General features: G+C 54.4%; 12 protein-coding genes. 6 read left to right on the top strand and 6 right to left on the bottom strand.

Annotated elements, in window-relative coordinates; all coding sequences use genetic code 11:
* Window positions 1-12 precede the first annotated feature (12 nt).
* On the bottom strand, window positions 13-651 hold the full coding sequence (locus tag CPA59_RS14215; RefSeq protein ID WP_038667967.1) for an RpiB/LacA/LacB family sugar-phosphate isomerase: 639 nt from the start codon (window positions 649-651) through the stop codon (window positions 13-15).
* A gap of 283 nt (window positions 652-934) precedes the next feature.
* Between CPA59_RS14215 and betI the strand changes: the two genes are divergently transcribed.
* The 3 genes from betI to betA are packed head-to-tail and all read left to right on the top strand — an operon-like array spanning window position 935 to window position 4,709.
* Window positions 935-1,549, top strand: a complete 615-nt coding sequence (gene betI / locus CPA59_RS14210) for a transcriptional regulator BetI (RefSeq protein ID WP_038919543.1) — start codon at window positions 935-937, stop codon at window positions 1,547-1,549.
* Window positions 1,550-1,551: 2 nt separating this feature from the next.
* Entirely contained in the window at window positions 1,552-3,024 is a 1,473-nt protein-coding gene (betB, locus tag CPA59_RS14205; protein WP_107759784.1) for a betaine-aldehyde dehydrogenase, read from the top strand.
* A 17-nt stretch (window positions 3,025-3,041) separates the two neighbouring features.
* Window positions 3,042-4,709, top strand: a complete 1,668-nt coding sequence (gene betA, locus CPA59_RS14200) for a choline dehydrogenase (RefSeq protein WP_107760850.1) — start codon at window positions 3,042-3,044, stop codon at window positions 4,707-4,709.
* Window positions 4,710-4,881: 172 nt separating this feature from the next.
* Here the strand turns inward: betA and fabA are convergent, their stop codons facing one another.
* Together fabA and CPA59_RS14190 are read right to left on the bottom strand one after the other, a co-directional pair.
* Window positions 4,882-5,400, bottom strand: coding sequence for a bifunctional 3-hydroxydecanoyl-ACP dehydratase/trans-2-decenoyl-ACP isomerase (gene fabA / locus CPA59_RS14195; protein ID WP_033567674.1), 519 nt, complete (start codon window positions 5,398-5,400; stop codon window positions 4,882-4,884).
* 90 nt (window positions 5,401-5,490) lie between these two features.
* Complete coding sequence (locus CPA59_RS14190; protein ID WP_049855062.1) at window positions 5,491-7,221, bottom strand: Lon protease family protein; 1,731 nt, start codon at window positions 7,219-7,221, stop codon at window positions 5,491-5,493.
* 210 nt (window positions 7,222-7,431) lie between these two features.
* Here CPA59_RS14190 and matP point away from each other — a divergent pair, with 210 nt between their 5' ends.
* A complete protein-coding gene (gene matP, locus CPA59_RS14185) occupies window positions 7,432-7,896 on the top strand; it encodes a macrodomain Ter protein MatP (protein WP_022634045.1) in 465 nt (154 codons plus the stop codon).
* Window positions 7,897-8,042: 146 nt separating this feature from the next.
* Here matP and CPA59_RS14180 read toward each other — a convergent pair whose 3' ends face one another.
* Entirely contained in the window at window positions 8,043-8,228 is a 186-nt protein-coding gene (locus tag CPA59_RS14180) for a GhoT/OrtT family toxin (RefSeq protein ID WP_023637881.1), read from the bottom strand.
* A 592-nt stretch (window positions 8,229-8,820) separates the two neighbouring features.
* Between CPA59_RS14180 and CPA59_RS14175 the strand changes: the two genes are divergently transcribed.
* Both CPA59_RS14175 and CPA59_RS14170 read left to right on the top strand, forming a co-directional pair.
* A complete protein-coding gene (locus CPA59_RS14175; protein ID WP_038667978.1) occupies window positions 8,821-9,096 on the top strand; it encodes a hypothetical protein in 276 nt (91 codons plus the stop codon).
* A 1,083-nt stretch (window positions 9,097-10,179) separates the two neighbouring features.
* The gene (locus CPA59_RS14170; RefSeq protein ID WP_038919537.1) at window positions 10,180-11,844 is read left to right on the top strand and encodes a methyl-accepting chemotaxis protein; all 1,665 of its coding nucleotides are present in this window, start codon (window positions 10,180-10,182) and stop codon (window positions 11,842-11,844) included.
* Between the two features lie 144 nt (window positions 11,845-11,988).
* Here the strand turns inward: CPA59_RS14170 and CPA59_RS14165 are convergent, their stop codons facing one another.
* The gene (locus CPA59_RS14165) at window positions 11,989-13,479 is read right to left on the bottom strand and encodes a PepSY domain-containing protein (RefSeq protein ID WP_107759782.1); all 1,491 of its coding nucleotides are present in this window, start codon (window positions 13,477-13,479) and stop codon (window positions 11,989-11,991) included.
* 165 nt (window positions 13,480-13,644) lie between these two features.
* Entirely contained in the window at window positions 13,645-14,097 is a 453-nt protein-coding gene (locus tag CPA59_RS14160; RefSeq protein ID WP_107759780.1) for a DUF2946 domain-containing protein, read from the bottom strand.
* Window positions 14,098-14,344: the final 247 nt, after the last annotated feature.

The raw sequence follows: 14,344 nt of genomic DNA, 5'->3' as shown, positions 1-14,344 counted from the left end.
TACCCGGCGGAATTAGTTCAGCAGGGATTTGATGTAGCTGGTCAGTTCAGCGTTGGTGCTGTTAGCGAAGAAATATTCCTGGAATTTCGGACCGGCAATAGCGCCTTTGACCAGATCCTGATCCAGACCTTTCAGAATGGTGATCAGGTCGCGGTAGGTCACCTCTTTAACGGCATCCAGGATTTTCTTGTTACGCTGCTGCGGAACTACGCGATCGCTTGGGTAGCCGCGGCCGCCTTCTTCTTTGAACAACTGAGTGAACAGGTTTTCCAGGTTCAGCTCGGCGCCCCAGCCAAAGCCTTTGGCGTAAGGCAGAGAAACCGCGTTACCGTTGTTGATCTGGGAGAACAGGTAAGCGTCAGACGGGTCAACAACCAGACCACAGATCACACCCGGGAAAGAGTTACAGGCCAGCATGGCGCCCTGACCGGTACCACAACCCGTGACCACGAAATCAGCGGCACCGGAGTTCAGCAGGATGGCAGCCAGGATACCGTTCTGGATGTAGGTCAGCTGTGCAGCATCTTCAACAGCATATTGACCGTAGTTGTATACGGTGTGACCCTGCGGCTCAACGGCTTTGGACAGGGCTGCGGCGATAATCGCGTTCTTTGCGGCCTGGCTGTTCTCGTTAATCAGTGCAATTTTCATGTTCGTTCCTTTATATGTGCGGACAACTACATTTTTTAAAACACTATTTCATTTCGATGGCCCAGTATACCTTGCTCGCCAGAAACCGCAAACCACCAGAAACCGGAATTGATCGCAAAAACGTGAGCTGATCGATCTCTCGCGGTTGTCGTCGTTCCTGCGATTTGTGGGGCGGATTTATTTTTGATTGATCGTTCAATTAAAAAAAGTTTCAATGAACCCTTTATAACCAGACAACAATTCGGCTGACGCAGCCGTAATACGTCCGCCGCAGGAGGTGTTTATGCCCAAAGTCGGGATGCAACCGATCAGGCGACAGCAATTGATCGACGCCACATTGATGGCGATTGACGAAGTGGGACTGCATGAGGCGTCCATTGCGCAGATTGCCCGACGAGCGGGCGTTTCTAACGGCATCATCAGCCACTATTTTCAGGACAAAAATGGCCTGCTTGACGCCACCATGCGTTACCTGTTGCGTCTGCTGGGCACCGCCGTCAGGACGCGTCTGGCCGCGCTGACGTCAGACGACCCCAGGTTACGGTTACAGGCGATGGTGGCAGGGAATTTCGATGCGAGCCAAACCAGCGCCGCAGCGATGAAAACCTGGCTGGCCTTTTGGGCCAGCAGCATGCATTCCCCCAACCTTTACCGACTGCAGCGCGTCAGCAGCCGCCGGCTTTATTCCAACCTGTGCGTCGAATTTCGTCGCTGTTTACCGCGTGAAGAGGCGCGCCGCGCGGCAAGAGGTTTGGCGGGGCTAATTGACGGATTGTGGCTGCGCAGCGCGCTGAACGACAAGGAGGGGAACCGGGAGGAGTCTCTGGCGGTTGCCTGCCACTTTATCGACTGTCTGCTGAGGACAGCGCCCTGCGCCACACCTGAACAGGAGAACTGATCATGTCACGTTATGGTTTACAGCCGCTGTTTATCCACGGCGAACGGGTCAACAGCGACGGTAACGACAGCTTTCCTGCCGTTAATCCGGCGACGGGCGAAGTCATCGCCCAGCTACAGGAAGCCACGGTCGGCGATATCGAACGGGCGGTCGCGTCTGCGCAGCATGGGCAACGCGTATGGGCTGCGATGACGACGATACAACGGGCGCGGGTGTTGCAGCGCACCGTGGCGATACTTCGCGAACGCAATGACGAGCTGGCATTGATGGAAACCCATGATACCGGCAAACCGTTGGCGGAAACCCGAGCAGTGGACATCGCCACCGGGGCTGATGTGCTGGAGTATTACGCCGGGCTGGCACCATCGCTGGAAGGGCAGCAGATCCCGCTGCGCGATCTGTCCTTTGTCTATACCCGGCGAGAGCCGTTGGGCGTGGTGGCGGCGATTGGCGCCTGGAATTACCCGATTCAGATTGCGCTCTGGAAATCCGCCCCTGCGCTGGCGGCGGGCAACGCCATGATCTTTAAACCCAGCGAACTGACCTCGCTGACAACCTTGCAACTGGCGGAGATCTATCATGAGGCGGGGCTGCCGGCGGGCGTATTCAATGTACTGACCGGTAGCGGCAAGCGCGTTGGTCAGGCGCTGACGCGTCATCCCGGCATCGCCAAAGTGTCTTTTACCGGCGGTGTGGTGAGCGGCAAAACGGTGATGGCGAATGCCGCTGAGTCCAGCCTTAAAGCGGTGACGATGGAACTGGGCGGCAAATCGCCGCTGATTATTTTTGATGACGCCGATTTGGATCGGGCCGCCGATATCGCCATGGCGGCCAACTTTTTCAGTAGCGGCCAGGTGTGTACCAATGGTACGCGGGTATTTATCCCGGCTGCGCTGAAGCGGGCTTTTGAGCACAAAATTCTTGAGCGCGTGGCTCGTATCCGCATGGGCGACCCGACCGACCTAACGGTGAATTTTGGTCCGCTGGTGAGCGTTGCCCACCGGGAGTCAGTGCTGCGTTACATCGAACTCGGCAAGACACAAGGCGCCAGATTGTTGACCGGAGGCGATGTGCCTGAAGGCGACGCATTCGCTCGCGGCGCCTGGGTGGCTCCCACGGTATTCACCGATTGCCGGGATGACATGACCATCGTGCGCGAAGAGATTTTCGGGCCGGTGATGAGCATCCTCACATACGGCGATGAAGAAGAGGTGATTCGGCGCGCCAACGCTACCGATTATGGATTGGCGGCTGGCGTGGTGACGCGCGATATCAGCCGGGCGCATCGGGTTATCCATCAGTTGCAGGCCGGAATCGGCTGGATCAACACCTGGGGCGAATCGCCGGCGCAGATGCCGGTTGGCGGTTACAAGCACTCGGGCATCGGACGTGAAAACGGCATCGTCACGTTGCAAAGTTACACCCAAACCAAATCCATTCAGGTCGAACTGGGAGATTTCAATCCGATTTTTTAATGCTGACGGAGAATGACATGGATTATGACTACATCATTATTGGCGCCGGCTCTGCCGGCAACGTGCTGGCCGCCCGGTTGACGGAAGACCCGGATGTCAGTGTTTTGCTGCTGGAGGCGGGCGGCCCCGATTACCGGCTGGATTTTCGAACTCAGATGCCAGCCGCACTGGCCTGGCCGTTACAAGGGCGGCGCTACAACTGGGCGTATGAAACCGATCCTGAGCCGTATATGGATAACCGGCGGATGGAGTGCGGGCGCGGTAAAGGATTGGGCGGATCGTCGCTGATCAACGGCATGTGCTACATCCGCGGCAACGCTATGGATTTTGAACACTGGGCGTGCTTGCCCGGCCTGGCAGACTGGCGCTATCGCGACTGCCTGCCGTATTTTCGCCTGGCGGAACGGCGCGATAGCGGCGCTGATGCATATCACGGCGATCAGGGACCGGTGTGTGTGACGACACCCAAAGCGGGAAACAACGAGCTTTTTCATGCGATGGTCGCCGCAGGCGTACAGGCGGGTTATCCGCGTACGGATGACCTGAACGGCTATCAGCAGGAAGGGTTTGGCCCCATGGATCGCACGGTAACCCCCGACGGACGCCGGGCCAGCACCGCCCGCGGTTATCTGGACATGGCGCGGGGGCGAGCGAATCTGACCATCGTGACCCATGCGCTGACCGATCGCCTCCTGTTCGACGGCAAGCGGGCGATCGGCGTCAGCTATCTGCGTGGCGACAGCAATCAGCCGCAGCAGGTTTTCGCCCGGCGTGAAGTCCTGCTGTGCGCGGGAGCGATTGCATCGCCGCAGATATTGCAGCGCTCCGGCGTCGGCCCGGCGGATTTGTTGCGCAGTCTGGATATTCCGCTGGTGCAGCATTTGCCGGGGGTGGGGCAGAATCTGCAGGATCATCTGGAAATGTATCTGCAGTACCGCTGTAAACAGCCGGTTTCGCTTTATCCGGCGCTGAAGTGGATCAATCAGCCGAAGATTGGCGCCGAATGGTTGTTTTTCGGTACCGGTATCGGCGCCAGCAATCAGTTTGAAGCCGGTGGGTTTATTCGCAGCAGCGAAGCATTTGACTGGCCTAACCTGCAATTCCACTTTTTACCGGTGGCGATCAATTACAACGGCTCTCAGGCCGTGCGTGAACACGGTTTTCAGGCGCATGTCGGATCGATGCGTTCGCCAAGCCGCGGCCGTGTCCATCTGCGATCCGGCGATCCGCGTCAACACCCGAGTATTCTGTTCAACTATATGTCGACTGAACAGGACTGGCAGGAGTTTCGCGCGGCGATTCGCATTACCCGGGAAATCATATCGCAGCCGGCGTTGGATCGTTATCGGGGGGCAGAAATCAGTCCGGGGCCGCAGGCGCAGAGTGACAACGAGCTGGATGCGTTTATTCGCCGGCAGGCGGAAACCGCCTACCATCCTTGCGGTTCCTGCAAGATGGGGCAGGATGCGATGGCGGTGGTGGACGGTCAGGGGCAGGTGCACGGGCTTTCCGGATTGCGGGTGGTGGATGCGTCGATCATGCCGCAGATTATTACCGGTAACCTCAACGCCACCACGATCATGATGGCGGAGAAAATCGCCGATCGGATTCGCGGACGTACGCCGTTACCACCCAGCGAGGCGGATTTTTATGTCGCGAGCTCCGTGTCGGCTCATCCGGAATGAACCCTCAACAGCAATATACGCCATGCGGCACGTTGTCATATGACGAGTAGCCGTGCAGGGAAATCGCAGATAAAAAACGGCGGTAAGAGAGTGTGTTGAAGGGAAGGGATAACCTGTGTCGGCATTGCCCTTCATAGCAAAACGCGGCGTTAGCGCCGCGTTTTATCTGCTGTCAGAAGGTGCTGGTATCTTTGAACAGACCCACTTTCAGGTCGGTTGCGGTGTAGATGAGACGACCGTCGACCAGAACTTCACCATCTGCGATGCCCATGATCAGCTTACGGTTGATAACGCGTTTAAAGTGAATGCGATAAGTCACTTTTTTCGCCTCCGGCAGTACCTGACCGGTGAATTTCACTTCGCCCACGCCCAGTGCGCGGCCTTTTCCTTCGCCGCCCAGCCAGCCGAGATAGAAGCCTACCAATTGCCACATGGCATCCAGACCCAGGCAGCCTGGCATCACCGGATCGCCGATGAAGTGGCAACCGAAGAACCACAGATCCGGACGGATATCCAGTTCTGCTTCCACATAGCCTTTTCCATGCAGACCACCTTCTTCGGTCATCGAGATGACACGATCCATCATCAGCATGTTGCCGGCCGGCAGTTGTGGTCCCTGCGGACCAAACAGTTCACCGCGTCCGCTGGCGAAAAGGTCTTCTTTGGAATAGGAATCGCGTTTGTCTACCATGTTTCTATAAGCCCTGTTTTTGTGGAGCACGCAGGTTAGCGTACAGATGTACGCTGAGCAAGTCTGTTGCTTCTGGACCAACCAGTTTCCTCAACGGAAAAACCACGGGAAGCGGCGGCGTTCCGGAGGCGCCAACTGCGCGATCCGCTCGCGGATCGCCGCCAGCAGACTGGGCTGCCGATCGTCATCATACGGCATCTGGGTCAACAGCATCAGCGCTTCGGCCACCGAATCCACGATGTAGATATGGAATTGCCCTTCACGCACGGCGTCGACCACTTCCGGCTGCAGACACAGATGACGCTGATTGGTCGCTGGAATAATTACGCCCTGTTTGCCGGTCAGACCACGACGCTGGCATACTTCGAAAAAGCCTTCGATTTTTTCGTTGACGCCGCCGATCGGTTGCACATGCCCAAACTGGTCGACAGAGCCGGTGACGGCCAACTGTTGATTGATGGGGAGCAGCGACAGGGCGCTGACCAGCGCGCTGAGCTCAGCCAGCGAGGCGCTGTCGCCATCGACTTCACTGTAGGACTGTTCAAACACGATCGATGCGGAAAACGGCAACTGCTGTTCCAGTTCCAGTTCGGAAATCAGGAATGCCTGCATAATCATCATGCCTTTGGCGTGCAGGTTGCCGCCCAGCTCAGCCTTGCGCTCGACGTCGGTCAGCTCGCCGTCGCCCGGGTGCACCACGCAGCTGATGCGGGTCGGTTCGCCAAACATCAGCGGATAACCGGGATACTCCAGCACTGATAACCCATTAACCTGACCGATCATGTCGCCTTCGGTTTCGATCAGGATCTGACCAAGCTCGATTTCGTCCTGCATACGTTCGGACAGGTAACCTTCACGCCAGCGACGCGCGGTAACGGCATCAATAATAGCCTGCCCGGTGATGTCTTCCTGACGGGCATAGAGCGCGGCGTGTTTGAGCTGATGGAGCAGCCACTGCGGGCACAAGGGGACATTGCCCTGATCGCCGCTATAGCGCACCGCCAGCGTAAACAGTTCCGGCCAGGCATCGGCGGCCAGCAGCGGCAACTGGTTTTCCAGGCATAACGCATTGATGTAGGAACACCAGTGCACCATGTCTTCGGGTTCGATCAACTGCAACTGTGATTCAAATTCGCCATAAATCGCCAGTTCGCCCAGCTCCGGCTCCATCTCATGGATATCGCCCAGGCTTTCACGATCGCCAAGCACGATCAGACGCAAATCGACCGGCATCGGCGGAATCTCTACTGGCAAGGGCCGCCGTTCGTCGGGAGACAGCCAGTGGTACTGACCGTCAATGATGATCTGCTTGAGCCGCAGCCACATCAGCGGCTGCGCCAGTAATGTTCGGGCGGACAGAATCAGCGTACCGCCGTTGACGCGATGGAGCAGGCCGGGCTGCAGGCTGATATCGTCTTTGTACACCCGCACACAGCCAAACAGCTGTTCCGGCTCGATCCACTCCTGATAGCCGCAGCGCAGGGTGGCCGCAAAATTGTCATCCGGATATTGGGCTGGCTGGATACTGATTTGACGACCGTCGATCTGATAACGGTTACCATGCAGCGTTTCCGATTGTCGGGCCGGTAGATGAGCGATGGCATTGGCAATCAGTGCCAGATAAGCGTTGTTCTCCTGTGCCTTCAACAACATGAATCGGGAAGGCGAGCGGGGATGGCAGAAAATCGTCAGCGCATCGGCCAGGCGCGGCTGTACCGCTGAGAACTCGGCGGGGGCAAGTTGGGCTGCCTGGGAGAATAATGTCTGATATGGCGTATGATCGGGCAGCAGTTGCTGCCATTCGAGTCGGTTACTGGTCAAAGTATCTGCTGTAATCGTTTAAAGGAAAACCGTAATTATACAAGAATTCTTGGGGCTGCATATGCACTGAGTCCGGAGATGCGAACAAGAGAACATCCACAGGCGAATTTTTGGACGAAAAATAGTCAGCAAGGCATTGCCTGAAACGGGAATATCGGGCAACAATGGGGACAAGTTCAGGCACGTTACACGGTCACTAAAGAATAATGTATGAAATATCAACAACTAAAAAATCTTGAGTGCGGCTGGAAGTGGAAGTACCTGGTCAAAAAACATCGCGAAGGCGAGCCAGTCACGCGCTTTATCGAGCAAAGCGCGGCCGATGAAGCCGTAGATCGATTGCTGAAAATGGAAAGCCAGCCAGTACTGGTGCTGGAGTGGATTGCGCAGTGCATGAATCCGGCTCTGGAAAACCGCATGAAACAGACGATCCGCGCCCGGCGCAAACGGCACTTCAACGCCGAGCACCAGCATACCCGCAAGAAATCCATCGATCTTGAATATCTGGTCTGGCAGCGTCTGGCGGCGCTGGCGCAGCGCCGCGGCGTTACCCTGTCGGAGACGATCGTGCAGTTGATCGAAGACGCAGAGCATAAAGAGAAATATGCCAGCCAGATGTCGCTGCTCAGACAGGATCTGCAAGCGATGCTGAACCAGCCGCCGGAAAACGAATAGCCTGATTAATGTATGCCAGCGACAGAAAACGGTCTGACTGTTAAACAGAACAGACATCAGCGCTGGCGAATCCTCATTTTCCGTACGACCCGCATTTTGAACCGGGCAGCAAATATCATGTCTGCTAATTCATTAAGTGATAATAATTAAAAAAATGAAAAAACGATCACCACTGGAAAACTTAATGGCCAGGTGACGCCGATTAATATTGAGGCCAGAAAGCGCATGGTCAGAGAATTATCTTTGCTCATAAAAAAAGTAAATAGCATCGAGACCGAAAGGCCCAGGAAATAGAGGGTTCTGATCATTTCCCACAGGTGATGGTGTGACACATTTACTTCCTTATGGTTACAGGGGCGCGTATTCTATGCTGTTAAAACTTTTCGATCAATCGATTAACCTGCCTGATGCCCGGATGCGCCCGCGGATGGACAACCCCCGCTACGCGGCCGCTGGCGGAGCGCTTTGGTTCGCCTCAACGTACCGGTGAGCCGTCATCTGTCGGCTGATGCGTCGGTAAAATGTTAACAACGTGGTATCGCGTTGTTGGCGCCGTCGGTCAGCCGTGCATTCGTTGTAATAATATTACGCGCAGTCTCTATTTATTTTTGACGGACGTGTCAAAGAATACAGATCCGGAAGAATCCGAACCTCAATTGATAATTTTTTCAGCGGCTATTTATTTACAGGTGGAACGGATAGCTGAAAATGTTAAATCTATCCGGCGCAGACAGCCGATATGACAAAGATAAAACGCCGGATGAAAAATGTGAGATAAAACTGCGATCTATATCACATCAAAAGTATGCTTGTTTATATTTTTTTGTGGTTTTCATGACATTTATATTAATTTTTTGTTTCAGTATGGACTTTATCAGGAGACTGGCATAGTTTGAGATTTTCTCCTGCCATAAAGGTAATGAAATGAGTGAGATATCAAGTCTGTCACTGAAAATCCCGTTGGATCTGAAAGAAAAGATCAAAGCGGCTGCGCTGGAAAACGAGGTCTCGATCAGTGCTGAGGTCAGTGCTCGTTTGCTGAAAAGTTTTGATATCGAAGACCATGCCCATGACGCTGATGAGGCAGAGATCGTTGATAGTCAGAATACGGAAGAGATCGTGGAGCAACCGCTGACGGCGAAGGAAATCAAAAAACTTCGTCAGCTGCTGAAAGGCAAAGGCACTTCCAGGAAGAAGTAATTCCGGCTTTCGCATGCTGTATCCATCGCAGGGATACAGCATTCATCCCACCTTCATGCTGTTCTTCCTCATTTCCCCATTTTTTCTTTTGGCTCGCGTATAGCGGACGTCAGGGGCGAACGCGCCTGTGGCAACGTGGATGATATCTGTACGTGACAAGGCGCGGGCGACGATTTCAGATAATCTGGCGGAACTCTTACGGTATTCTACTTACTTAACCTCAAAGGGACGGTAAATGGAGAGAACGTGGCAATTCCCGGTCGATAATCGTTAAAAACCGGGTAAGAATCATCGAGCGTAATAGCGAGGAATAACCATTAAGCAGGTAAGACGAAAGGTATCTGAATGAAATAAGATTCACTTTTCTGTTAGAACATTACTCTGAAAGCGTAAATATTCGGCTGGTTTTACCAAAATTTGTCGAGTATTTTTCTGTTCTATCGTAGACTGACGCCAATTTCAGAAGAAAAATTTTGGGCGTAATGATATTTCTTGTATGGAAAGTCACGTGAGTTATCGCGTGACGAGGTAGAAATTTCTGTAAGATTTTTTTTGTATTAACAACAACGCACTTATCATTCCTTTTATAATGTGAAACAATCCGCTATCAGCGTGGTCTTAGACAAGGTGATTGCGCTGATAATGGGGATGGCAGGATGCCGCATCCGATTATTGTTAATCAATAGCCGGAATAAATAACCGTGCCGCGGTTTAGGTTTTGGCCTGAACCGTGGCATGGTTACTTCACCTGCTGATTCATGGCGGGAATTGATGATCACGGAGGATAAAATGATTCCCAGGACTGGAATAACACGTTGGCGTGTTCATTGCGCCGACTGGATTGGTTCGACTTTCACCCATACCGGGTTCCATCATTCAGACTCTACTGCATGGCGTGCAGGTAAGAGCTCTGTGCTGTTACCTCACCCCGTTTCTCTGCTGCCCGGGCAGCGATGGCTTGCCGATGGTTCATCTTGCAATGGAATGACTTTCTTAAGGTATGGAGCCTGGTAAATATAAATTATTTGCCACTTGATTTTTAATTGGATTGTAACCGAAAGGATTTTATTAAAGGGGCTTGCAATGAATTTTTCTAATTTAAAAATAGGCTATAGACTGGCAATCGGATTTTCATTTCTTATCATTATGCTACTGATCGCAGGGGCGGTGGCATTAAGTAATCTGAGCGATTTTAACCGTAAGATGGATTATACCGTTTCCGAACTTTATCCGATGACGGCAAAAGGAAATAAACTGATCGATGAGCTGAATAATGCCCTATTGGGACAGCAACTCATATTGATGCTGGATTCTAATGAGGATATTAAACGCAAGAATGAAGAAACCAAGGGACATTCTGCGGAGATTACGGCCTTGCTGGCCGATTTAAGCAAAAATGTCAAAGATGCTCGCTCAGCCAGTCTGCTAAGTGATATTCAACAGATTCGTAGTGAATATAGCGTATCGGGAAATAAGCTGATGGATCTGGCCAGCCGCGGCAATAAGCAAGACGCGGTGGCAGAATTGATTAATGTCTCTCTGACGTTGCAACAAAAATATAAGGACAAGGTAGCCGAGTTCATTGACTATCAGGATGATCTGATGATGAACGCGCGGGAAGCGGTGCAAAAGAGCTATACCGATATTCGCATGGTCTTGTGGCTGGTTTTTATTATTAGCATCGTAGCCGGAGGGCTGATCGCCTGGTGGATCACCCGTAGTGTGACGCAGCCGCTGCAGGAGGCGTTAACGCTGGCGGAAAAGGTCGCGAAAGGCGATTTGACTACCGAAGCCTCTGCCTGTGCGCAGGATGAAACCGGCAAGTTGTTGCATGCGCTGTATGAAATGAATGACAGCCTGCGTAACATTGTCAGTCAGGTGCGTGATGGCGCGGAAACCATTTCTTCCGCCGCATCGCAGATTGCCGCCGGCAATCAGGATCTGTCCGCTCGTACCGAAGAACAGGCCAGTTCTCTGGAACAGACCGCCGCATCGATTGAACAACTGACCGCCACCATCAAAAATACGGCGGCAAATACGGAGCATGCGGCTTCGCTGGCGGGGCAGGCTTCCGAGATTGTTCGCCAGAGCGGCGAAATGATGGCGGATGTCACGCGGGAAATGCGCGAAATCCGAAGCGGATCCCAGCGCATGGCGGAAATCATCGGCGTGATTGACAGTATCGCCTTCCAGACCAATATTCTGGCGTTGAATGCCGCGGTGGAAGCCGCCCGCGCCGGTGAGCAGGGAAGGGGATTCGCCGTTGTGGCTAGCGAAGTCCGGGCGCTGGCGCAGCGCAGCGCCAATTCGGCCAAGGAAATCAAGGAACTGATTGATAACTCGGTGCAGAAGGTGCAGGACGGCATGTCGCTGGTGGAAAATACGGAACAGACGATGGGCGCAGTGATTGATAATGCGCACAACGCCGATGGCGTGATCACTGAAATCGCCAAAGCCAGTCTGGAGCAGAGCGAAGGCATCAACCAGATTAACCTGGCGATTGGGCAGATCGATACCACGACGCAGCAGAATGCGGCGCTGGTGGAAGAATCTGCAGCGGCGGCGCTTTCTCTGCAGGAACAGGCACAAACGCTGGCAAAAACCGTCAGTGTGTTCAAACTGAATAGCAACTGGTCCGACAAAGGAACGACGCGGCGGCAGCCGGGAGGAAAGGGACTGGCGCTGGCCGGTTTGCCAGGCGCTAAAGACGCAACCGGATCTGATGCGCCGGAATGGGCGACCTTCTGATTCGTAATAATGTTGAATGAAAACCGCAGTCGATTATGACTGCGGTTTTTTTACATCCGCCCGTGCTGACTGAACATGTGCGTTGGCCGATACAACATGCCGGCCCGCGTCAGTCATACCGGCCTTCGGTGGTCAGTCGGAATGTTACGCCGTCTGACGTTGTCGCGACCAGCGCCAGATATCGACCAACAGGAACATGACCAGACTGATCCCCATCACCGGCAGGCTGACCGCCAGCGCACCCGTAATAACCAGCACCAGCAACCGAAGGCGGCCGTTCAGTTGCAGGAAGGCGGTCGTCAGTGTTTGCAGTGGGTTATAGGGGGAAGGACGCGCCGGCCGACGGCTCCACCACATCCGGTATCCCCAGACGATCAGAGAACAAAGCCCGAGGCCGAATGCCGACAGCAGCAGTTGATTGGCTAGTCCGAACAGTACCCCCATATGCGCGTCAATCCCCCAGCGTGTCAGTTTGGCTACTAGCGGATAGTCGGCAAAATTGACTTTGTCGATGACGCGGAACGTCATCGGGTCAATCGCTACGGCGTCAACCTGCGTGGGCCATGCCCGATCAATTTCGCTAACGGTCCACGCCCGCTGAGCCCTGGATGCCGGGCGAATCTCTATTTTCCCGGCATCAATTCCCGCAGCTCTGGCGGCAGCCAGTACGCTATCAAACGTTTGCGGCGTGGTCTGGGAGACTGCCGGATGCATTGGCATTGGCATCGACATCATGTCGTGTTCGGCATGCTCCGAGGGAGGAGAGGGCGGCGCTGTATCAAGGCGGGTATTGACCGACGGCGTTTGCCAGCCCATGACCGCACGAAGCTGGGCGACGTTGTCGCCGGCCCAACGCGACCAGGTCAGGCCGGTCGCTGAAAAGAATAGCAACCCGACCAGCAGCAACAGGCCGGTAACCGCGTGATTGCTGCGTAATCGCTGGCGTTGCCGGGCTGGGCTCAGGTGCCCTGCGGCGGGGCGGTGATGCAGGCGAGGATGATTTTTGCGGGTCGAGATCCAGATATACAGGCCGCCCAGGGCGGCAATCCATAGCCAGGAGGCGGCCAGTTCGCTGTAGTTTCGGCCAAGATCGCCCAGCAACAGACTACGGTGCAGATAATCCAGGCTGGTGCGAAACGGCAGAATGCCGCTGGTGCCGTATACCGTGAGCGCGCCGCGGATGTCGAGTGACACCGGATCTACAAATACCGCAAAACTTTCTGATGGACCGAGATCGGGCAGGGAAAACATCACCCGCGTCGTCTGCCCGGCTTCCGGCGCCGGGCGAACCGCGGTTAGCCGGGCGTGCTGGGCCTTATCGCCCAAAGCGTGGGTCGCCGCCGTAATTTGTTGCGACAGCAACGTAGGCGCTCCTGCGGCGTCAGTAAACAACTGGTGAGAATAGAGTTTTGATTCAATCTGCGGCGTCAGCACATACAGCGTGCCGGTCAGAGCCGCGATAAAGATGAACGGGCCGATGAATAACCCGATATAAAAATGCAACCGCATCAGCAATGCCTGCAACGCTGCGCGCTGTGAGCGGACCTGACTGTTGCGAGTCGCGTCGTACGTTAGCGGTGTATCAATGACCGCTCCCGCCTGAATGAAGGATGTCTCGGTTTTTGACTCGGACATAAAACCTCCGCATAGGGTAAGCCAGCAGTCGACAAAGATGAATGTCACTCCTGTCGACAGGCGTGGTTGTTCAGCGGCATCTGGTGATAAAAAACCATCAGCAAGAGTGACCGTAAGCGGTGTCAGACACGGCTTTAATGAACAAATGGTTTTGATGGTAATGGCTTATCCACGAGGAGGGGCGCGGGGTAGCGGTGAAAGGAAACGTGGGTTATGGAACAGGGAATAGACGGGGAGAAGCGCTTGCCAGCGAGGCGACCAGACGGCGACGACAGCTTGAAGCAGGCCTGATAATGCCAGCAGCGGCAGATAAGAAAGCAGCACGCAGTAACCGCAGGCGGCATGATCCATGCCCATGCCCATGCCCATGCCCATGCCCATGCCCATCTTATCCATATCTCCTTTGGGCGTCGCAGCAGAAACCATGGCATGGTGGCTGTGATGCTCCGGCATGGAGAGGCTGGCGGAAGGCGAATGGTGATGTGGGCGCGGCGATATCTGAACGTGATGACTGGCCCGCAATGACTGCGAGATGGGCGGGGCCAGAAAGATCATGACAAGGGCCAGTATCCCCAGCCAGGCTGGGGTTCGCCATTGTCTCAGTTCAAACAGAGACATGCGTTACATGTGACGATGAGAAAAAGGCAACATAGCCGACACTGTACCCGATCATGGAATAAGGGTTAAGAAAATGTTCTTTTTTGATCATCCCAGGTGAAAAAGTTGCGTTCCGCTTTCCATAAAACACCGGTTAATGGGCGTCAGACCCAGAAGTTTCTTGCTACTGCGGTCATGTGAGAGGAAAATTTACCCTCGTTTCTCAACGGACTAATCCTAGGCATTTTTAGGGCGATATCCGTTATGG

Source organism: Dickeya sp. Secpp 1600 (genome assembly GCF_003049805.1).
Taxonomy (GTDB): Bacteria; Pseudomonadota; Gammaproteobacteria; order Enterobacterales; family Enterobacteriaceae; genus Dickeya; species Dickeya fangzhongdai.
Note: the sequence above shows the minus strand (reverse complement) of the source record. Positions and strands in the feature narration are given on the sequence as shown.

Excerpts from the sequence above, each read along its gene's own strand:
- CPA59_RS14215 (WP_038667967.1), bottom strand. The coding sequence starts at position 651 with ATGAAAATTGCACTGATTAACGAGAACAGCCAGGCCGCAAAGAACGCG.
- betI (WP_038919543.1), top strand. The coding sequence starts at position 935 with ATGCCCAAAGTCGGGATGCAACCGATCAGGCGACAGCAATTGATCGAC.
- betB (WP_107759784.1), top strand. The coding sequence starts at position 1,552 with ATGTCACGTTATGGTTTACAGCCGCTGTTTATCCACGGCGAACGGGTC.
- betA (WP_107760850.1), top strand. The coding sequence starts at position 3,042 with ATGGATTATGACTACATCATTATTGGCGCCGGCTCTGCCGGCAACGTG.
- fabA (WP_033567674.1), bottom strand. The coding sequence starts at position 5,400 with ATGGTAGACAAACGCGATTCCTATTCCAAAGAAGACCTTTTCGCCAGC.
- matP (WP_022634045.1), top strand. The coding sequence starts at position 7,432 with ATGAAATATCAACAACTAAAAAATCTTGAGTGCGGCTGGAAGTGGAAG.
- CPA59_RS14175 (WP_038667978.1), top strand. The coding sequence starts at position 8,821 with ATGAGTGAGATATCAAGTCTGTCACTGAAAATCCCGTTGGATCTGAAA.
- CPA59_RS14170 (WP_038919537.1), top strand. The coding sequence starts at position 10,180 with ATGAATTTTTCTAATTTAAAAATAGGCTATAGACTGGCAATCGGATTT.
- CPA59_RS14165 (WP_107759782.1), bottom strand. The coding sequence starts at position 13,479 with ATGTCCGAGTCAAAAACCGAGACATCCTTCATTCAGGCGGGAGCGGTC.
- CPA59_RS14160 (WP_107759780.1), bottom strand. The coding sequence starts at position 14,097 with ATGTCTCTGTTTGAACTGAGACAATGGCGAACCCCAGCCTGGCTGGGG.